18 protein-coding genes, 1 tRNA gene and 2 rRNA genes are annotated in these 20,326 nt (G+C 34.0%); 4 read left to right on the forward strand and 17 right to left on the reverse strand.

Annotation, left to right across the window (positions count from 1 at the left end):
- The 4 genes from CLMAG_RS28735 to CLMAG_RS28750 form a co-directional block, all read right to left on the reverse strand.
- Nucleotides 1-2,145 (reverse strand): 23S ribosomal RNA (locus CLMAG_RS28735); the annotation flags it as partial.
- Nucleotides 2,146-2,729: 584 nt separating this feature from the next.
- Nucleotides 2,730-4,239, reverse strand: a 16S ribosomal RNA gene (locus CLMAG_RS28740).
- A 721-nt stretch (nt 4,240-4,960) separates the two neighbouring features.
- Nucleotides 4,961-5,036, reverse strand: a tRNA-Met gene (locus tag CLMAG_RS28745).
- A 362-nt stretch (nt 5,037-5,398) separates the two neighbouring features.
- Complete coding sequence (locus tag CLMAG_RS28750; RefSeq protein WP_066630798.1) at nt 5,399-5,830, reverse strand: thermonuclease family protein; 432 nt, start codon at nt 5,828-5,830, stop codon at nt 5,399-5,401.
- Nucleotides 5,831-6,661: 831 nt separating this feature from the next.
- Between CLMAG_RS28750 and CLMAG_RS28755 the strand changes: the two genes are divergently transcribed.
- The 3 genes from CLMAG_RS28755 (at nt 6,662) to CLMAG_RS28765 (ending at nt 9,064) form a co-directional block, all read left to right on the forward strand.
- A complete protein-coding gene (locus tag CLMAG_RS28755; RefSeq protein WP_066630799.1) occupies nt 6,662-7,093 on the forward strand; it encodes a helix-turn-helix domain-containing protein in 432 nt (143 codons plus the stop codon).
- 177 nt (nt 7,094-7,270) lie between these two features.
- On the forward strand, nt 7,271-8,836 hold the full coding sequence (locus tag CLMAG_RS28760; RefSeq protein ID WP_066630800.1) for a hypothetical protein: 1,566 nt from the start codon (nt 7,271-7,273) through the stop codon (nt 8,834-8,836).
- A 12-nt stretch (nt 8,837-8,848) separates the two neighbouring features.
- Nucleotides 8,849-9,064: a hypothetical protein gene (locus tag CLMAG_RS28765; RefSeq protein ID WP_066630801.1), complete on the forward strand. Its 216-nt coding sequence runs from the start codon at nt 8,849-8,851 to the stop codon at nt 9,062-9,064.
- A gap of 77 nt (nt 9,065-9,141) precedes the next feature.
- Here the strand turns inward: CLMAG_RS28765 and CLMAG_RS34575 are convergent, their stop codons facing one another.
- The 13 genes from CLMAG_RS34575 to CLMAG_RS28820 form a co-directional block, all read right to left on the reverse strand.
- The gene (locus CLMAG_RS34575) at nt 9,142-9,270 is read right to left on the reverse strand and encodes a hypothetical protein (RefSeq protein WP_278331915.1); all 129 of its coding nucleotides are present in this window, start codon (nt 9,268-9,270) and stop codon (nt 9,142-9,144) included.
- A 6-nt stretch (nt 9,271-9,276) separates the two neighbouring features.
- Nucleotides 9,277-10,152 carry an RpnC/YadD family protein gene (locus tag CLMAG_RS28770; RefSeq protein ID WP_066630802.1) on the reverse strand — a complete coding sequence of 292 codons (876 nt, stop codon included), beginning with the start codon at nt 10,150-10,152 and terminating at the stop codon, nt 9,277-9,279.
- Nucleotides 10,153-10,171: 19 nt separating this feature from the next.
- Nucleotides 10,172-10,357, reverse strand: a complete 186-nt coding sequence (locus CLMAG_RS28775) for a hypothetical protein (RefSeq protein ID WP_066630803.1) — start codon at nt 10,355-10,357, stop codon at nt 10,172-10,174.
- A gap of 222 nt (nt 10,358-10,579) precedes the next feature.
- Nucleotides 10,580-10,795, reverse strand: coding sequence for a hypothetical protein (locus CLMAG_RS28780; protein ID WP_175562215.1), 216 nt, complete (start codon nt 10,793-10,795; stop codon nt 10,580-10,582).
- A 42-nt stretch (nt 10,796-10,837) separates the two neighbouring features.
- Nucleotides 10,838-11,071, reverse strand: a complete 234-nt coding sequence (locus CLMAG_RS28785; RefSeq protein ID WP_066630804.1) for a hypothetical protein — start codon at nt 11,069-11,071, stop codon at nt 10,838-10,840.
- A 231-nt stretch (nt 11,072-11,302) separates the two neighbouring features.
- Nucleotides 11,303-11,575, reverse strand: coding sequence for a hypothetical protein (locus tag CLMAG_RS28790; protein ID WP_066630805.1), 273 nt, complete (start codon nt 11,573-11,575; stop codon nt 11,303-11,305).
- Between the two features lie 81 nt (nt 11,576-11,656).
- A complete protein-coding gene (locus CLMAG_RS31255) occupies nt 11,657-11,890 on the reverse strand; it encodes a nuclease domain-containing protein (RefSeq protein WP_082832138.1) in 234 nt (77 codons plus the stop codon).
- Between the two features lie 32 nt (nt 11,891-11,922).
- Nucleotides 11,923-14,481 carry an ABC transporter permease gene (locus CLMAG_RS28795; RefSeq protein ID WP_066630807.1) on the reverse strand — a complete coding sequence of 853 codons (2,559 nt, stop codon included), beginning with the start codon at nt 14,479-14,481 and terminating at the stop codon, nt 11,923-11,925.
- On the reverse strand, nt 14,465-15,160 hold the full coding sequence (locus tag CLMAG_RS28800) for an ABC transporter ATP-binding protein (RefSeq protein ID WP_066630808.1): 696 nt from the start codon (nt 15,158-15,160) through the stop codon (nt 14,465-14,467). The genes CLMAG_RS28795 and CLMAG_RS28800 overlap by 17 nt, the downstream gene beginning before the upstream one ends.
- Before the next feature lie 120 nt (nt 15,161-15,280).
- Nucleotides 15,281-16,318, reverse strand: coding sequence for a sensor histidine kinase (locus CLMAG_RS28805; RefSeq protein ID WP_066630809.1), 1,038 nt, complete (start codon nt 16,316-16,318; stop codon nt 15,281-15,283).
- Nucleotides 16,311-17,003 (reverse strand): response regulator transcription factor, encoded by a 693-nt coding sequence (locus tag CLMAG_RS28810; RefSeq protein WP_066630810.1) that lies wholly within the window; start codon nt 17,001-17,003, stop codon nt 16,311-16,313. Before CLMAG_RS28810 ends, CLMAG_RS28805 begins: the two co-directional genes overlap by 8 nt.
- A 201-nt stretch (nt 17,004-17,204) precedes the next feature.
- Nucleotides 17,205-18,266 (reverse strand): hypothetical protein, encoded by a 1,062-nt coding sequence (locus CLMAG_RS34020; RefSeq protein WP_066630811.1) that lies wholly within the window; start codon nt 18,264-18,266, stop codon nt 17,205-17,207.
- A 158-nt stretch (nt 18,267-18,424) separates the two neighbouring features.
- Entirely contained in the window at nt 18,425-18,970 is a 546-nt protein-coding gene (locus CLMAG_RS28820; protein WP_066630812.1) for a transposase, read from the reverse strand.
- Nucleotides 18,971-19,051: 81 nt separating this feature from the next.
- On the opposite strand from CLMAG_RS28820, the gene CLMAG_RS28825 reads away from it, so the two are divergent.
- Nucleotides 19,052-20,296 (forward strand): aminotransferase-like domain-containing protein, encoded by a 1,245-nt coding sequence (locus tag CLMAG_RS28825; RefSeq protein WP_066630813.1) that lies wholly within the window; start codon nt 19,052-19,054, stop codon nt 20,294-20,296.
- Nucleotides 20,297-20,326 lie beyond the last annotated feature (30 nt).

Here is a 20,326-nt window from a genome sequence, read left to right on the forward strand (position 1 = left end):
GCCCTTGTTTCTCAGTCTCCCACCTATCCTGTACAGACAATACCGAAATTCAATGCTAGCTACAGTAAAGCTCTACGGGGTCTTTCCGTCCAATCGCGGGTAGCGAGCATCTTCACTCGCAATACAATTTCGCCGGATTTGTTGTCGAGACAGTGCCCAAATCATTACGCCATTCGTGCGGGTCGGAACTTACCCGACAAGGAATTTCGCTACCTTAGGACCGTTATAGTTACGGCCGCCGTTTACTGGGGCTTAAGTTCATACCTTCGCTTGCGCTAAGTATTCCCCTTAACCTTCCAGCACCGGGCAGGCGTCAGCCCTATACTTCAGCTTTCGCTTTAGCAGAGACTGTGTTTTTGCTAAAACAGTTGCTTGGGCCTATTCTCTGCGACCTACTTGCGTAGGCACCCCTTCTCCCGAAGTTACGGGGTCAATTTGCCGAGTTCCTTGACAACAATTCTTCCGCTGGTCTTAGGATTCTCTCCTCACCTACCTGTGTCGGTTTGCGGTACGGGCGCCAACATCCTCCATAGAGACTTTTCTTGGCAGCGTGGAATCAGATACTTCGCCCATAAGGGCTCCCCATCACGTCTCAGCTAATTACAGGCGGATTTGCCTATCCTGTATACCTAAACGCTTAGACGCACATCCAATAGTGCGCAAATCTTATCCTCCTGCGTCATCCCATTTGTAATAACGTCAGTTGGCGGTATCGGAATATCAACCGATTGTCCATCACCTACGCCTTTCGGCCTCGGCTTAGGCCCCGACTAACCCTGAGCGGACGAGCCTTCCTCAGGAAACCTTAGGTTTTCGACCAATAAGATTCTCACTTATTTCTCGCTACTTATGCCAGCATACTCACTCCTGTACAGTCCACCGCTCCTTTCGGTACGACTTCAACCCATACAGGAAGCTCCTCTACCACTGATACTTACGTATCAATCCATAGCTTCGGTGGTAAGTTTTAGCCCCGGACATCTTCGGCGCAGGATCTCTCGACTAGTGAGCTATTACGCACTCTTTAAATGAGTGGCTGCTTCTAAGCCAACATCCTAGTTGTCTTAGAAATCCCACATCCTTTTCCACTTAACTTACACTTTGGGACCTTAGCTGATGGTCTGGGCTGTTTCCCTTTTGACCACGGATCTTATCATTCGTAGTCTGACTGCTTTGATTCAAGTATATGGCATTCGGAGTTTGATAGGGTTCAGTAACTGTTGTCAGCCCCTAGCCCATTCAGTGCTCTACCTCCATTACTCATTCAAAACGCTAGCCCTAAAGCTATTTCGAGGAGAACCAGCTATCTCCGAGTTCGATTGGAATTTCTCCGCTATCCACAGCTCATCCCATGGTTTTTCAACACCAACGTGGTTCGGTCCTCCACGGAATTTTACTTCCGCTTCAACCTGTCCATGGATAGGTCACCCGGTTTCGGGTCTACGACATGCAACTTTTCGCCCTATTCAGACTCGGTTTCCCTTCGGCTCCATACCTTAAGTATTTAACCTTGCTACACATCGTAACTCGCTGGCTCGTTCTACAAAAAGCACGCCGTCGCACATAAAAGTGCTTCGACTGATTGTGGACACACGGTTTCAGGTTCTATTTCACTCCCCTTCCGGGGTTCTTTTCACCTTTCCCTCACGGTACTGCTTCACTATCGGTCACCAGTTAGTATTTAGCCTTGGGAGGTGGTCCTCCCTGCTTCCCACAAGGTTTCACGTGTCTCGTGGTACTCTGGATTAGACCTGACTGCTCTTTTTTTTCACTTACAGGGCTTTTACCTTCTACGGCGGAGCCTTCCAGCTCTCTTCAGTTAAAAAATTGCAGTATTTATGGTCTATCCGCAACCCCAGGAACAAGTTCCTGGTTTGGGCTCTTTCCTTTTCGCTCGCCGCTACTTAGAAAATCGATTTTTCTTTCTCTTCCTCCGGGTACTTAGATGTTTCAGTTCCCCGGGTATACCTCTATAAACCTATGAATTCAGTTTACAGTACATTACGTTAGTAATGTGGGTTGCCCCATTCGGAAATCTCTGGATCACTGGCTATTTGCGCCTACCCAAAGCTTATCGCAGCTTATCGCGTCCTTCTTCGGCTTCTGGTGCCAAGGCATTCACCATGCGCCCTTTGTAGCTTGACCTATACCGAAAATTGCTATTAACTTCGCACTTCTTCGTCAAGTCTTTCATTGCGGTGCTCATTTACCAGTCAGTAAACTCTGCTCCTCATTCAAGCCTCTCCTCGAATTGCTCGTTACTATCAATTTTCTACTTTCACCTTAAAATCAATATTTACAACACATTTCTGCGTCAGGCCTCTCGTTCAGATACTCATTTACCATAAGTAAACTCCGCTCTTCACTCGTGTCCTTCCTTGAACTGCTCGCTTCTATCAATTTTCTGGTTTTAGTTCAATAAAATCTACAAAGGTGTTAAATATACTTTCGTATAAGTAATTTACCTTTAGCTTTACTTTGTTAAACAATTGCGATTGTTTAACGTTTCTTCACTGTGCAATTTTCAAAGAACAATTGAGGTATTTATGACGAGTAATCTCCTAAGTTACCCCCCTACTACAAACTGTAGTCCCGGGGTAATTCTTAATGCCGAAAGTATTCGGCTAAATTACCCGTTAAAATCCATTTAGGATTTTAACCCCTCAAGATTAAACAGAGGCTAAACAACCAGTCTTTCAGACAGCATTACCTGTCTGTATTATCCTTAGAAAGGAGGTGATCCAGCCGCAGGTTCTCCTACGGCTACCTTGTTACGACTTCACCCCAATCACTAACCCCACCTTCGGCCGCTGGCCCCTTTACAGGTTACCTCACGGACTTCGGGTGTTGCCAGCTCTCATGGTGTGACGGGCGGTGTGTACAAGGCCCGGGAACGTATTCACCGCGACATTCTGATTCGCGATTACTAGCAACTCCGGCTTCATGTAGGCGAGTTGCAGCCTACAATCCGAACTGGGATAGGTTTTTGAGTTTTGCTCCACCTCGCGGTCTTGCATCTCTCTGTACCTACCATTGTAGCACGTGTGTAGCCCTGGACATAAGGGGCATGATGATTTGACGTCATCCCCACCTTCCTCCCGGTTAACCCGGGCAGTCTCACTAGAGTGCTCAACTTAATGGTAGCAACTAATGATAGGGGTTGCGCTCGTTGCAGGACTTAACCTAACATCTCACGACACGAGCTGACGACAACCATGCACCACCTGTCTCCCTGCCCCGAAGGGCTTCATGCATCTCTGCACTATTCAGGGGATGTCAAGTCCAGGTAAGGTTCTTCGCGTTGCTTCGAATTAAACCACATGCTCCGCTGCTTGTGCGGGCCCCCGTCAATTCCTTTGAGTTTTAATCTTGCGATCGTACTTCCCAGGCGGAGTACTTATTGTGTTAACTGCGGCACAGAAGGTTGGACCCTCCTACACCTAGTACTCATCGTTTACGGCGTGGACTACCAGGGTATCTAATCCTGTTTGCTACCCACGCTTTCATGCCTCAGCGTCAGTTACGGTCCAGAGAATCGCCTTCGCCACTGGTGTTCTTCCTAATCTCTACGCATTTCACCGCTACACTAGGAATTCCATTCTCCTCTCCCGCACTCTAGATATCCAGTTTGAAATGCAGCACCCAAGTTAAGCTCGGGTATTTCACATCTCACTTAAATATCCGCCTACGCATCCTTTACGCCCAGTAAATCCGGACAACGCTCGCCACCTACGTATTACCGCGGCTGCTGGCACGTAGTTAGCCGTGGCTTCCTCCTTTGGTACCGTCATTATCGTCCCAAAAGACAGAGCTTTACAACCCGAAGGCCTTCATCACTCACGCGGCGTTGCTGCATCAGGCTTTCGCCCATTGTGCAATATTCCCCACTGCTGCCTCCCGTAGGAGTCTGGACCGTGTCTCAGTTCCAATGTGGCCGATCACCCTCTCAGGTCGGCTACGCATCGTCGCCTTGGTGAGCCTTTACCTCACCAACTAGCTAATGCGCCGCGGGTCCATCTCAAAGCGGATTACTCCTTTAATTAGTTCTTCATGCGAAAAACTAATGTTATGCGGTATTAATCTCCCTTTCGGGAGGCTATCCCCCTCTTTGAGGCAGGTTACCCACGTGTTACTCACCCGTCCGCCGCTAATCCACCCCGAAGGGCTTCATCGCTCGACTTGCATGTGTTAGGCACGCCGCCAGCGTTCGTCCTGAGCCAGGATCAAACTCTCAATTTAAAAGTTTGAATGCTCATTACTTAAGCAGACATCCAAAATCTATGATTTTGTGATGATCGCTTAGTTAAACACGTCAGTGTTTAACTTCATTTACTACTAATATATAGTAGTTAAAGAATTGCTGGTTTAGTTTATTTAATAAAAGTCATTTTGACTTTCATTGCACGGTGTAAATTTATTCATCGATTGTCATCGATTCATAACTTTACCCGTAAAAAGCCATTTAGGATTTTTACCTCTGTTTAATTTTCAAGGATCATGTCGCTTGTTTGCGACTGGATTTACATCTTATCATCTTCATCTCAGCTTGTCAACTAGTATTTTATTACCAGTTTTGTCTCACTAAGTTATCACTGATTTGCGATGGATTTATATCTTACCATGCTTGTCTCAGCTCGTCAACTAGTAATTTGTTACCAGTTAACTGATGTACTTAGTCGCTAATTGCGACCAGATTTACATCTTATCATCTCTGTGCTTATCTGTCAACTAGTAAATTGTTACCAAGTTACTCACACCACATTACATTATCGTACTGCGTCTTTAACAGCTTACACATAATATCAAACAAACTTATTTGTTGTCAATATTTTTCCGATGACTACCTGCTCTAATACTCCCATCTTCTCCAAGGTGGGAGTAAAGAGCGGGTACGTCCCTGGATTCGTTCAACTAAGAATCAGGTGGAGTTGAAACTCCATCTGATTCAAGTTTCACTTCATGGTTGCGGAGGCAGGACTTGAACCTACGACCTTCGGGTTATGAGCCCGACGAGCTACCAACTGCTCCACCCCGCGTCATTATATATACATATTGATCAACCACTGTTGTTTGTGTTTGTCACCTCTCGAAGGGACAAGTAGTATCTTAACATGAGTACACATATAGAAAACTATTAATATATCTCTTTAATCATATAATATCCTATTATTATGATATTATACTTCTACATACTCAGTAATTCACATAGTGATACACCAGACTTAGTTTATACGATGATTATCCGCTCTGTACTCACTGGATTGGCTCAACTAAGAATCAGGATCTATATCCGCCTCATTCTCCCATTCCACTGTATCAAAATTAATATCTCTTGAACATATTATAAGCATAGTACTTTAACACCTTACAACTATATGTAATAAAATAGTCATTATCCTTACACAATGCCCCAAATCCCCTTACTCTCCACCTTCGCCTCCTTTACATATTCTCCAAAATAACCGCTATACTTTATATCTGGGATATAAGTAGCCTGCCTGGCATATCCATTAGCTAACAAAATAGCATTAAACATTTTATTTCTTATCTCATCACTGCTAATTTTACTAGGAATTTGGAGCCAAATGTAGCGAAGTAATCTTCCGTAGACATCTCTGTCACTAATATCTTTCTCCAGATAAATTACCTTATCAAAAAGATTGTTTTTAGTATAACCAGCCGCTTCTTTGCCATAAGACTCCTGCTTTATAGTGCTTTCCGGACAGTTTATTCCTATAAACCTAACTCTTTCTTTTAACCCATTTTCCAATTTTACTACTGTTGTGTCACCATCAATATGGGCGCATACAATGGCTTTTTTAAATATCATGAAATCCCCTCCTTGAAACTATTAGTTTTACTAAGAAGGGCACCTTTTGGTTTAGCTGTGTAAATAATAAAAGTGCCTTCAGTTTGTATATATACTGAAGACACTCGTATAGGCATTGGAATAGGCTAAATTTTTTATCCTAGGATATCATCCCTCGAAGCTTATCTTTTAAGTCTGCTTTTTCTAATACATCTTTTTCAATAAGTTTAAGATATTCATTTATATCAATTGGCCTCACACTAATGAATGGCTTGTCTAAAGATTCATCGATAGTATTAATAAATATCTTCTCATATTTTTCTCTGTCATTCTCATACTTGGGATATATAATATAAATATTTGCCTTACATTTGCCAAAATTTACACCTCTAGGGTATTTGCGAAAGCTTGCCTGAGCTTGCTAGGCTTTTTGACAATTGTTTAACGTATACGTCAAAATCTGACAGGAACCAGGTACCCTTGTGGGGCTTGAAATGCCCCACTTGCTAGTTATCAGAATATTTTTCAGACACCACTTCGAAAATTATCTTTAGTGATGAAATAAAGCTTTCACCTAAAGTTTGAGCATTTTCACACATAACAAAAATATCAGGTTCCATTTTTCCACATCCTAACATTATACAATATATAATTCTATTATATATATTGTTATCACTTATAAATTCTTTATTTCCTTCAAATTTATATCCAGTTTCAAAAAAAGAATCGTAAATAGGTTAACTCATCGTTAACTTTGCACTTAAAGTTTTTCTATTGTTAACTTGCTTTATTAAATTTCCAGTTTATGCTATACTCTATTATATTTATTTTTTTATTATAGAGGTGCATAGTTTGGATACTTTCGGTAATCGATTTAAAAACTTGAGATTGTACAAAAAATATACTCAGGAGCAACTTATCAATGATTTCAATGAAAAATTTCATTATACTCTTACTAAATCTGCAATTTCTCAATATGAAAATGACAAAAGAATTCCCGAAATAAGTCTTCTTATAAATTTAGCTAGTTATTTCGAAGTTTCCATTGATTACCTCTTATGTGTAGATGATATAGTTTACGAACAAAAAACTGAATACTCTTTAGATAATGAACATATTGTTGAATTAAATCAATTAGTAAATAAAATACTACATTTATTTGATAACAATAATAAAATAACTTTAAATGGTAACATCATTTCCCCTAAAACAAAAGAACTTTTTATTAACTGTATTGAGGTAGCTTTAGAACTTGCCCAAAAAAATGAAAACAAAATAAAGTAAATAAGTTTTAAAATATTTTCTTAAAAAAGGTTAGTTTTTCAATAACTTACCTTTTTATTATTTTTTGAACATTTATTTTTATAAAATTAAACTACAAGCCATGTTAACTCAAACAAAACCATTTTCAAAATGTTTCGTTCATGTTAATATATAAATAAAACTATTAGAGGTGTTGTAATGTTTAAATCAAACTATTCAGCTATTGTTAATGAAAAAAATATTCCTTTAAATTTAATATTCGATTATCCTGTTTGCTGGTCAAAATATCAGGTTTTAAGAGACTTTATACAAAATTTCTATGATTCTGTTTCTTGTGATAAATTTGATGAGAGATTTTCATACCAAATAACAAAAGAAAATGTACTAATATTTACTTCAAAAAATGTAGAATTTAGCTACGAATGGCTAATACATATTGGCGCCTCTACTAAGAGAGAAAACTCTGAAAAATACGCTGGCTACTTTGGTGAGGGTTTTAAAATAGCTTCACTCTGCTCTATTCGTGATTATGATTGGAATATAAGTATTGCATCAAAGAACTGGTATTTAGATGTTATAACATCTGAAACACTAATAGATGGTAAACAACTTAAATCTTTGAGTTATAACGTTAAGGAATTTTCTTCATCAACAAAAGATACTATTCTAAAAATTTATCCATTTTATGAAGAAGATCTCGAAACGTTACAAGCTGCTATTTTTTCGTTTTATTATCCTGGAAACCCCTTGCTTGGAGAAACTTTGTATAAAGATAATGTATGTGCAATCTACAAAAGATCTAACAAAGCAAAGCCTCCAAAGTACCCCTATACCTATAACTGTGATGGAAATGGTATAGTTTTTGCTTCATATCAAGCACTAGGTTCTTTTGAGTTACCCTTTGTTTTTTGTTTACATGACTACAAACTGAAGGATAGGGATAGGAAGCTTTTTTCAAAAATAGATGTTATAAATATTATTGTTGGAGTGATTGTTAAATGTTCTTCAGAAGTTTCATATGCATTATTATCTGAATTCAGACAATACTGGTATTCATATCCTACTGAAAAATACGGATACAATTCCTATTATTCGATAATAAAAAATCTTATATTTAAAATATCTTCTTCAACTAAGTATTTAACATCATTTAAAAACATTTATCCTAACTTACTATGGGCAGACAAGATACAAAAAAACAAAAAATCAGATCTTAATAAAAGAACCGAAGCTCTATGTTGGTATGAACATAATAGAGCAAAATATACTCTTGTTCAGGATAACTTTAAATTACTTGGATATATGTCTATAGAAGAAGCTTGTGATAATGACAATGGTTTTTCATTAACAAGAGATCCTTATGAGTCAGAAATAAAATATTTCAATATACTAGAAGATTGTATGCATGACTTATTTTCAGACTTTTTTTATGTGAAAAGCATTCCTAAATACAAAGTTATAGTAAATAATAGTTCTTCTGTAGATGGATTCGCTAATTGTATAAAATTAAATGAATCTATAGTAAATGATCATGGTCTTAAGATTAGATACAAACTACCAATTATAGCACTGAAAATTAAACTCTTAACTAAAAATACTTTTAGCGATGCTTTAAGCACTTACTTACATGAATTGTGTCATGTATTCGGCGGCGACAACTCTGCTAAATTTAGTTTTGCTCTAACTATTGTCTTAAATATATTGATAGAGCAAACTAACAGGCTATCAATTTATAAGAAACGTTGGGAAGAAATTCAAAGTTAAGAGGTGCTTTATATGTCTTATGAAAGCAATTTTAATAAAGGTTTTAGGGAAGGTATGGCTATTGGTAAGGCTGAAATTCTAGAAAATATAATAAACCATGAATTTCCAGATTACTATGAAGAACATAAATATAAAATTCGCAGATTGAGTGACTATGAAGTTAACTTACTTGTCCATGAACTGATAGAAACTAATGACCTGAAAATTATAGGTAAATATATTAAATAATTAGCAAACCAACTAAGCTTTGTTTATCCTAATCAAATCTAAAATAGACTAGCTTACTGTATCAGCACTAAGCTAGTCTATTTTAGATTATCCTCTTCTCCTATTACAGTATAATATGCACCCAACTGAAATAATGCTTGTTCCAGTAATTCTACTTTATTACAATTTTGAGATTCATCTTCGAATAATTGAATAGAATATCCCATCACCTATTAATTTTTACTCATTTCTTCCTTTAACTTTTCAACTTCTTCAATAGATAATCCGGTTTTCTTTGATATCATCTCTACTGAAAGTATATCCATTAAATTTTTTGCTATCTCTGTCGCTTTATCCTTTTCAGCCTGACTCCTAGTCTCTTTCATAGCTTCTTCTTTTTCTTTTTCAAATATTTTTTCTACCTTAGTCATTTTTAACCAACTCCTTACCATATTAGCATATTCTTCATCAATAAACTTATCTGTAGAAGTTAACACTCCAGCAATAATAAAATACTGATTTCTTTCATCATCTACTTCTTTAGCTAATTCTATGGTATCTTTAATAATCTCATGCTTATCCTTTTTACTTTTCATTAATGGAAGTAATATTAAGTTCATAAGATCTATGTCCTCTAAGTTTTTACCTGCTTTTATCTTACTTTCAACATCTTTATAAATAATGTCTCCGTCATAGTTTTTCATAAAAACAGATTTTACAGTTATACCTACACTTCCTATATTAAAGTTATTCTCTGCCTTTTCAATGTTGCTTGCATATATTACTGCCACATTTACTTTTTTAATACTTTTATTTTCTTCGTAATATTTCCTTGAAATTCTTAAAACATAATCAATATACTTATACATATTTTCTATTATTCTATTATTACTTTCATATTCTAATAAAAGTATTGAACCATCTTCTAATAGAAACACACTATCTGCTCTGCGTTCATCTGCTTTTACTTCTGGAAACTCATTTGGAAGCATCTCAACTATCTTAGGATAGTCTAGTCCGTACATAATCAATGCCTTATCTTTAAACATCTCACTTAAAGTCTTAAAAAGTACGTCTTTTGCCTGATATGTTATCCCTTTTGCCGACAAATCTTCATCTCCTTTTATGTTAATTATACAAGATAATATTTTTGTTTTCTATAAGAAAATCTGTAAGTAGGTATCTTGTTTTTAGTGTAAATAACCTCTTTAAGATTTTATCCATTTGAAGAGGACTTTTTTTCTTTCCATAACTATCTTCCTTTTCTTTTATTAAAGTTAAAGGATAATCATTTTTTACACATAAATAAACCATACTACATCTCCTTTCAAACTTTCATAGATATAGTATGGTCTATTTTACCAGATCATATACAAACACTTGTTCTTAAAAAATTAGCAAATCAAGTAACTATGAAATTAGCTTACTTGTAGAAGAATTGATAGAAACTAAAGATCTAATTGTAAATAGACAACTTCTCATATTTCTACATGAACCGATCTTGTTCACTATAATGATTTAAATTCATCGTATCTCCTAACAGTTCACCCATTTATACATAAACTCCCAATCCATAACTGTCCCATCATTTTTTAAAATCTTTAGAAATACTCCGTCACCTTTTCCAACTTGATAGATGGCATTAGCTGAATTAGGTGTACCTGCCAGTCCATTATTTAAACAGTATTCAATAAAAGACTCTCTACCTGTATCTATATTTTCCGAAACATACGCCACTAGATAACCAGTCATTTTCTCCTCCAATCTTTATCTATAAAGTTAGCATCTTTTATCCTAGGATATCATCCCTCGAAGCTTATCTTTTAAATCTACTTTTCCTGATAAATCTTTTCCAATAAGCTTAAGATATCCATTTATATCAATTGATCTCACACTAATGAATGGCTTGTCTAAAGATTCATCGATGGTATTAATAAAAATCTTCTCATATTTTTCTCCGTCATTTTCATACTTGGGATATATAATATAAATCTTTGCCTTATGTTTATACATATTATAAAAATACATACCATAAAAGGACAGCTGGTAAATATCTTCGTTATATACTTTCTTATTTCCATAAGCCTTATTTTGGGTATCAATAATTATATAGTCATCTTTATTTTTCTTATTTACTAAAACAATATCAGGCTTTATCCTTCTATAGGATTTATCCGATGACTACCCGCTCTAATACTCCCATCTTCTTCAAAGTGTACGTTGCGAGCGGGTATGCCCCTGAATTCGTTCAACTAAAAATCAGATAGGGTCTGAAACCCCATCTGATTTAAGTTTCACTTCATCAGCCTTTGCTTTATTACATATTTTTTTGAATATATCATCCTTAAGTATGAAAGAAATATCACCTTTTCCATCACTAGAAGGTTTATACCCCTCAATAAAGTCCTCATAATTAAAGGAAGGGTGGAAGGTATAAAACTCTTTAATGACCCCATTACTTGAACTTTCAGATTTCCATTTTAAATATCTGCTGCTTAAATAGGTTTTTCCTGTTCCAGGAGGCCCGTACAATATTATGTTTCCATCTTTGATTCCTCTACATATTTTCTAAAATAACTGCTATACTTTATATTAAGGAAACATCACATAGGGTCAAAAGGTATCATACTTAAACTGCATCCCCTCATCCATTTCACTAACTATAGCATCTCTGTATCTATGCATTACATTTATATCATCTTCCATAGGCCCAACAATATTTTTATCATCTATACTTAATCTATATTTAGCATCAAATATGTAAACCCTGCATTTATCTTGATTATTTCTAAAGCAAAGAACAGTATCTGGTCTCTGATTTGCTATTTTGCTTGCTGCTTGAGATATAGGTTAACTTTATAATTTTATTTTCTTACCTGCTAATCTATTTCTCTTAATCTTTCTACTATACTCATCTTATTTCCTAGTGTATAGCATACAACTGGTATTGCTAAAGAAAATACTATAAGGAAAGGTACACAAATTAATACAGGTGTAAGTGTAAAGTGATAAGTAAAAAACCATATACTACCGGCTACAGCCTTAACTATAAAGTAATTAATGGCTGCTCCCAGAGTACAAACTATTAATATAGTGAATAAAGCGTAGTATAATCCCTCAAAAATTAGTAATTTATAAAGCTGCTTTCTGGTCATGCCTATACTTTGAAGCATTGCATGTTCTTGTCTTCTGGATATTATATTTGTTATCATAGAATTTACAAAATTTAGTATTCCTATAAGGGCAATTATAAAACTGAGGGAATATCCTATAGTTCTATAAGTGGATTGTGTCTTTGCAAATTCCTTTTCAAAGGTCTTTCTAGATTTATATTCGAGCATAGGATTTTTTGTTTTAATATAGTCTGTAAGATACTTTTCTGTACTGTCTATATATTTATCTTCCATATCAAATATTGCTGTCATTATTGTTGGATTATCAACAACAGTTTTAAATTCATCAGTTGGAATATAAATGTCTATTCCACAGCTGATGAAAAATCTCACAGAAATATTATATGGAATTTCTCCTATTGCTAAAACCTTATAGCTCTTTTCTTTTTCATTATCATATTTTATTTTGATAGTATCTCCAACTTCGTAATAGCTTTCTTTCATATCCGACTCTAAAAAATAAGGTCTTCCAATTACTACATAATTACCTGAAGAAAATTTCTCTGCATCAAAATTTCCTTTGACAATTTTCAGTTTATTTCCTACTGTCTTGTCTAGTCCATATATACTTAAAAATATTTGTCCTTTGCTTAATTCTGGTTTTGATTCTTTTATATAAAAATCATCACTTCCTCGTAATTTCTCTTCTTTTTTAAGCGAAGTTTCAAACCATTTCAAGGCCTTAGTATCAAGTTTGTGATATTGTGCTTTAAAGTATATTCTACTTATATGTTCTAGACCTTTTAAGGAGCTTATTTCCTTAATTGTATTTTCTGTTAATGTATTTTGTCCCTTGTATCCCATACTAGGATTAAAATATGCTGCGTCAGCTATAGCAAAATCACTAATCATATTGTGGCTAATATATTTTTCCATATCAAAACCAGTAACTATGGTATAGACACTATTAAGAAGTATTATACTTAAAGAAAGTGAAAGCATTACAATAAAGGCTTTCTTAAAATTTCTGAAGATATTTGATAAAGCCATCTTGGAAGCCTTTGCTCCATTAGTTGAGTTTTTAATTTTCCTCTTTCCCAGTTTTGAAAGACCTGTATACCGCACTGCCTCTATAGGTGATATTTTTGAAGCTATCTTTGCTGGCTTTTTACAGCTTATTGATATTGTTATTATTGAGAATAAAGCTGAACCTATAAATATTAGCGGATTAAAGGACAGGGATTTTTGTGTAATACTTAAAACCTGCATTGCAAAAGGCAAAAGTATCAAGCCTAAAATATATCCTATAAATAGCCCTATTGGTATCCCTATAGCAGAGAGTATTCTAGCCTGATTCTTTACAATTATTTTTATTTGCTTTTCTGTAGTTCCTATGGTTTTCAGCATACCATAAAATTTCGTATCCTTTGCTACTGAAATATAGAATATATTATATATAATAAGATAACCACTTAATAAAATAAGTATTATCGCACCTAGTAAACCAAGTACTGTTCCAAAATCTACTTGGAAATTTGCTATAGAATAGGCCCAGTTTACTCCTGTTTGTATATCATTTTCTGTATAACCACTGTCTTTTAATATTTGTAAAAGCTTGCCTTTTATATTAAAACTGTTGGAAAAAACTACATCAACAAAAATAAGACCAGCTATATCATTACTTTCTTTAATATTTTTTTTAACATAGTTTGTATCTATATTTGCAAGCCTCGTTTTGATAAATTCATCTGACACCCAGGCTAAACTAGCTGGGGCCACCTTATCTCCCTCCCAATATCCCGAAAGTACAAAAGTATCTGTAACCTGCTTTCCATTTATTTTATAAGAAAGGGTTACCTTTTTTCCTATTTCATGCGGTATGCCAAGCTTATCCAAAACTATTGTATCTGTGGCTAATTCATTTTCCTTTTCGGGCATTCTTCCTTCAGTTGGTTTAGAAAACATAAATTCTGCTTCTTTATCCGTTCCATATCGTATTTCAGTGGATCTTGTTATGAGTTCTTTGTTATCAGCGGAACCTACCATTATTGAGTAACCAAATTCTTTTATGAGTTTATGGTCTTTTATTTTGTTAAATTCTTCATTAGTTACATACTTAAAACTACCATGAGCACTGCCTCCAACCTGACGCATAGTGCTTCCCTCTATTGATTTTAACATACTCATTCCAATAGTAAATACACAGGTAAACAAAATAGTTGTAAGTGCTATTGATATTATTATAAATATATTTCTAAGTTTATTTGCTTTTAAACTCTTGATAGATAGCTTGTAAATTGACCTCCTGTTAGCAGTCTCTATCATCAGTATTCACCGCCTTATTTACAATTCTTCCATCTTCGATTCTTATGATTCTATCAGCCATTTGAGCTATTTCTTCATTATGAGTTATCATAACTATGGTTTGACAAAAACGCTGACTTGTAGTTTTTAATAATCCCAACACATCAAGGCTTGTCTTACTATCAAGATTTCCTGTAGGCTCATCTGCTAAAATAATAGCAGGTTTAGTTGCTAAAGCTCTTGCAATAGCTACTCTCTGCTGTTGACCTCCTGATAAGTTATTAGGATAATTATTAATTTTCCCCTTGAGTCCAAGCACTGATACTACATTTTCTAAATATTTCTCATCAATCTTATTTCCATCAAGTTCAATAGGAAGAGCGATATTCTCATAGACATTTAATATAGGTATAAGATTATAATTTTGAAATATAAAACCTATTTTTCTCCGCCTAAATATAGTCAGTTCTTCATCACTCAATTTAAATATTTCCTTTCCTTCAACTTCTACCATTCCTGAAGTTGGCCGGTCAAGCCCACCAAGCATATGTAATAGTGTACTTTTTCCACTTCCAGAAGTACCTACAATAGCAACAAACTCTCCCCGACTTATGCTTAAATCTACCCCATCTAAAGCTCTTACTGTATTTTCTCCATCCCCATAGATTTTCTTCAAATCCTTAGTTTGTAAAATTGTCATATCATTTCCTCCCAAAATATATCCTTTATATTTAGATACTATACTCCCCAAATCTAACAAACTGCTTTCTCAAATATAACAGTTTTGAAATATTTATGTATATTTCTGAAACTGATATCTTTATTTAGTATTGGGTAGGAATACTGAAAATACAGAACCTTTATTAATTTGAGATTTAACCTTGATATATCCGCCTTGTGAGGAAATAATCTCTCTTGAAAGGTAAAGACCTATACCAACACCCTCATATTGAGATACATTCTTACTTCTATAAAAACGCTTGAATATTCGGGTAATTTCATCTTCCCTAATTCCTATTCCAGTATCTGAAATAACTATCTCTGTAAAAATCTCATATTGCTTAACTGTTACAGCAACCCTTCCGCCTATAGTAGTATATTTAATAGCATTTTCAAGAATATTAATAATAGCTTCACTGGTCCACTTACTATCATAGTATGCTTTAATATCTTCACTGCAGGATACTTGAATTTGAATATTCTTTTTTTCTGCATCAGAAAATACAGCCCCAATAGAACTGCTGATAGTTTGAAATATTGATGTCAAAGCTTTATTGGCAGAGATAATACCAACTTCAAGTCTGGACATTTTAACAAGTGATTCTATCAACCACTTAAATTTTTCAGACTGAACCTTTATCCCCTTTGCCAACTGCTTCTCTTCATCATTTATTGTAGACCTATCAAGTAATAATTCTGAATAAAGTAATATATTTGCTATTGGTGTTTTAGTTTGATGTGAAATATCTGAAATAAGACTTTTTATTTTATTTCGCTCTTCATCAATTGCTGCTGTATTAGATTTAGATATCGAAACAAAACGATACATTTTGTTTTCCAAAGCAGAAATGGAGGTTTCATCATAGCTTGTGCATATATTTTTCCCACTTATTGCATTATCTATAATTCCATCAATTGATTTAATAACTGTAGTTATTTTATTTTTTAATGCAAATATAAACAAAACTGCTAATATTAGAGTAAAAAAAGCATATATAGATGTGGCAAGAACGAGTTTCTCCTTTTCGATATTATCAGTAGATAAAATAAATGCTACAACAACTAATGTTATTAATAAAAATAGACCTCCAAAAGTAAAATAAGTCCTATGAAATGAAGTTTCTGTAATTTTATTCATTTACTCCACCACCAGACCACATATATCCCATACCGTATATTGTTTTTATATATTTAGGAGAGTTAGGGGTATCTTCTATCTTATTTCTAAGTCTACTTACTGCCACAGTAAGAGCATTTTCATCCACATATTCAGAACCATCAGTCCAAATTTTATCTACAAGTTGTGTTCGGGATAGAACCGTACCTTTATTAGCTAGAAAAACTCTAAGGAGTTTCTGTTCTGTTTTGCTAAGTACAAAATTTTCTTCATTCTTAGTAAATTCCATAGTATCAAAGTTAAACACCATATTATCTATAACAACTCTATTGCCAGAATTTAAGCTTTGCCAGCGTCTCAGTGCTGCCATCACTCTTGCACGCAAAATCATAAGACTAAAGGGTTTAGTAATATAATCATCACCGCCAAGCTCTAAGCCTGTAACAACATCAATTTCCATATCATTAGCAGTAAGAAATATTATAGGAATGGATGATGTTTGACGAATTTCCTTACATAATTCAAAGCCGCTTCCATCAGGTAGGTTTACATCCAGTATAATAAGATCAATTGATTTCTCTGATAGTATCTTCTTAGTCTGTTTGATACTATAAGCCTGCTGGATGTCCACATCTTTCTGTCTAAGGGACAGCATAATTCCATTATTTAAAGTAATATCATCTTCAACTATAAGTATTGTTAACATAAAATCCCTCTCTTATTAAAACAATTTAGTATTAATATTCATTAACTAATTAATTTACACCCCTGGGGTGTTTGCGAAGGCTTGCCTGAGCTTGCTACTGCAGATATCCCGGCTGCTGAGCAGTTGTCATTAGAAAAGGTATAGCAGAAACCACTATACCTTTTTTATAAACTCTGTATATAAACTTATAGGCATTATATTTTACTGAACCTTTTTAGTTCCTATTTGTTTTATTAATTCTAAAATCTTATTTTCATCTAACTTCGTATATTTTTTAATCTTTTCTATAGGCTCTCCCTCTTTAATCATTTCTGTTGCTGTTTCTATTTTTCCTTTTTCTATTCCTCTTTCCTCAACTTTAGGATCATAAAAGCTCTTTACCATTTCCTTAACCTCCTCATCAAAATCTGTATATTTTCCGTACATATTTAAAAAATAGGAATTAATATTCTCTATAGCAGATGTCATTTCATCATAATCTTCTAAATTTATCTTACTATTATTATACGATAAATCTATAGCTTTTAAAGTACCTTCTATAACTATTTTCAACTGATTATATACATCAATCATTTTACTTTTCTTCTTTTCAAGAGGTAAACTACTTCTACTTATTTCATGCATTTTCTTTCTTAATCTAAATATCTGTAGTGGCAGTAATAGGTACATATTTTCCTTTAGCAATGTATCAATATTATAATTATAATACTTCAATACCTTACAAGTATATGTAACTGTATTTTGCTTCGGAATTTCTATCTCTAAATATATATCATCAGGTATATCCTTATTCTCTTCTAAAACAATAAGATAAGGCTCTGGTAATTTTATTTTAATTTTACCTTCTTTGATACTGCTATAATCTGCAAATTTTACAGCCCTTTCAAAACCATATCTAAACATTCTTATAGCCATACTATTTTCATAGACTGTTTGGAATTCTATTTCATATTCATAAATCTTTTCTCCGTCTATAACTTTTATATACATATCAGCATAAAAACTTATGTATCTACTGATTTTCTTGTTATAATTATTGATCTCTTTATCAGCATAATATAATTTAGCCTCATAACTTATATTGTCATTATAAGCTGCATTAAGAAAATCTATAATTGGTGTTGTATTTTTTAATGTAAATAACCTCTTTAAAATTTTGTCCATCTGAAGCTGAAATTTTCTTTCTTTTTTCTTTCCATAATTATTAACTTCTTCTTTTACTAAAGTTAAAGCATAATCATTTTCTATACATGAATAAACCATACTATATCTCCTTTCAAGCTTTCATAGATATAGTATGGTCTATTTTACCAGATGTTATACAAACATTTGTTCCGATTATTTCCTTTGATAGTTTACGTCCCGATCGGAATTTTCGAAAGAGACTTAAGACTAAGATTTTTAATATTAAGTCAGTGATGCTAAATTACCGCTTCCACATATTTTTTATATAATTCTCTGTTTTCACTATTAAAATAGGATAATAAGTAGCTACTACAAATTAAATTTTCTTTTTTATTACCAATGTACATAGGATAGCTGCTCCATTCATAATCCTCCGGCTTTTCAACCATTTTAGCTCTAACTGGGTTCAGATGGATATATTTACTTGTTTCAAGCATTTGAGCATCTGATTCTATAAGCTCTGAAAAATATCTATCTTGAAATAAATGTCCAATGTAGTTATATTTTTTATTATAATACTTTGCATATTTACTATTTATTTTACCTATAAATTGTCCTAAATGTCTCTCTCCTGTTTTAATTAATATATGCACATGGTTATCCATTAAGCAATAACTTATTATTTCATATTTGTCGTAGATATAATATTCCACTGCTTCTTTTATCAAAGTTAAATAATATATAAAATCCTCTTTATCTTTAAAAATATCATTTCTATGATTGCCTCTTGCAGTAATATGATAACTTGCATATGGATACCATTCTCTCTTTTTGGTCGGCATAATCTAAAACCTCACTTTATTTTTTATTATTGATTATTGCCAAATTTCCAAAATTTACACCCCTGGGGTGTTTGCGAAGGCTTGCCTGAGCTTGCTATCAATGATTCTACTTCACTTGATTGGCAGCTTTCAATCAGTGATCATCTTCCAAGAGCCCAATTTGGCATGCAAAATAGATATTTGACTAAAGAGCCACAAATTCAGATGTCTTTTGCCAATATTCATGGATCATTACTTCCTGGAGAGCATATTTCTAAGCACTTATCGTCATTTATTCTTAAAAATCCATCTATACTTTTTGAGTACGGACCCGTACAAGGAGATTCAGAATTACGTGCTTCTATGGCTAGTTATTTAAAAACCAAAGATATTGCTCTGTCTGAAGAAGAAATTGTAATAACCAATGGATCGCAACAGGGAATAAACTTAGTTGCAAGAACCTTTATTGGTTTAGGAGATATTGTAATTATGGAAGCTCCTACATATACAGCTGCTATTGATGTTTTTCGTTGGCAAGGAGCTACTATTTTATCTGTTCCTGTTGATAATGATGGAATGCGTACAGACTTACTTTTAAAAATATGTTATTCCCATTCTCCAAAATTAATTTATACAATTCCAACTTACCATAATCCATCTGGAACTGTTATGAGTATGCAAAGAAGAAAAGAACTACTTGATATTGCAAAAAGCTTTAACTGCCTGATTGTTGAAGATGATCCTTGGAGTGAGTTAACTTTTGAAAAAAATTCTTTACCTCCAATTAAAAGTATGGATACCGATGGTCATGTAATATATATTAAAGGATTTAGTAAATTTCTATCATCTGGTTGTAGAATTGGGGCACTAGCAGCATCAGGTTCGATACTTAATAGACTTGTAGCTGCTAAAGCAAATTCTGATCTGGGGAGTCCATTGCTAACTCAAAAAGTACTATTACCTTTTATTCAATATGATTTTATAAAAAAACATTTAAAAAATCTGAATTCCATTTTAATTAAAAGGCGTAATTTAGCTTTAGAGTTGCTTACAAAATATATGCCGATTAGTGTTAAATGGACTATTCCGCAAGGTGGACCAAATATTTGGATTACATTGCCTTCATGGCTAAACGCAGAAAGTCTTGTTTTTGATGCTCAAGACCAAAATATTAGCTTTCTTTGTGGATCAGCCTGCTATCCAAGTGAACCCGAATTTAATCATATACGTATTAGTTTTTCTTTTTTAGATGAACATAAATTGAAAGAAGGCATTATTGCTTTAAGTAATATTGTATCTTCCTTTATAAATCAAAAAAACAGTCATCCTAATATTCCGATAATTTAATACCTAGTTTTATTATGATTGTATTTTTTT

The organism is Clostridium magnum DSM 2767 (assembly GCF_001623875.1).
Taxonomy (GTDB): Bacteria; Bacillota; Clostridia; order Clostridiales; family Clostridiaceae; genus Clostridium_AM; species Clostridium_AM magnum.

Coding starts and splice junctions, on each gene's coding strand:
- CLMAG_RS28795 (WP_066630807.1), bottom strand. CDS start 14,481: ATGATAGAGACTGCTAACAGGAGGTCAATTTACAAGCTATCTATCAAG.
- CLMAG_RS28775 (WP_066630803.1), bottom strand. CDS start 10,357: ATGGTTTATTTATGTGTAAAAAATGATTATCCTTTAACTTTAATAAAA.
- CLMAG_RS28820 (WP_066630812.1), bottom strand. CDS start 18,970: ATGCCGACCAAAAAGAGAGAATGGTATCCATATGCAAGTTATCATATT.
- CLMAG_RS28800 (WP_066630808.1), bottom strand. CDS start 15,160: ATGACAATTTTACAAACTAAGGATTTGAAGAAAATCTATGGGGATGGA.
- CLMAG_RS28760 (WP_066630800.1), top strand. CDS start 7,271: ATGTTTAAATCAAACTATTCAGCTATTGTTAATGAAAAAAATATTCCT.
- CLMAG_RS28780 (WP_175562215.1), bottom strand. CDS start 10,795: ATGACTGGTTATCTAGTGGCGTATGTTTCGGAAAATATAGATACAGGT.
- CLMAG_RS28785 (WP_066630804.1), bottom strand. CDS start 11,071: ATGTATTTTTATAATATGTATAAACATAAGGCAAAGATTTATATTATA.
- CLMAG_RS28810 (WP_066630810.1), bottom strand. CDS start 17,003: ATGTTAACAATACTTATAGTTGAAGATGATATTACTTTAAATAATGGA.
- CLMAG_RS28805 (WP_066630809.1), bottom strand. CDS start 16,318: ATGAATAAAATTACAGAAACTTCATTTCATAGGACTTATTTTACTTTT.
- CLMAG_RS28750 (WP_066630798.1), bottom strand. CDS start 5,830: ATGATATTTAAAAAAGCCATTGTATGCGCCCATATTGATGGTGACACA.
- CLMAG_RS34020 (WP_066630811.1), bottom strand. CDS start 18,266: ATGGTTTATTCATGTATAGAAAATGATTATGCTTTAACTTTAGTAAAA.
- CLMAG_RS28765 (WP_066630801.1), top strand. CDS start 8,849: ATGTCTTATGAAAGCAATTTTAATAAAGGTTTTAGGGAAGGTATGGCT.
- CLMAG_RS34575 (WP_278331915.1), bottom strand. CDS start 9,270: ATGGGATATTCTATTCAATTATTCGAAGATGAATCTCAAAATTGTAAT.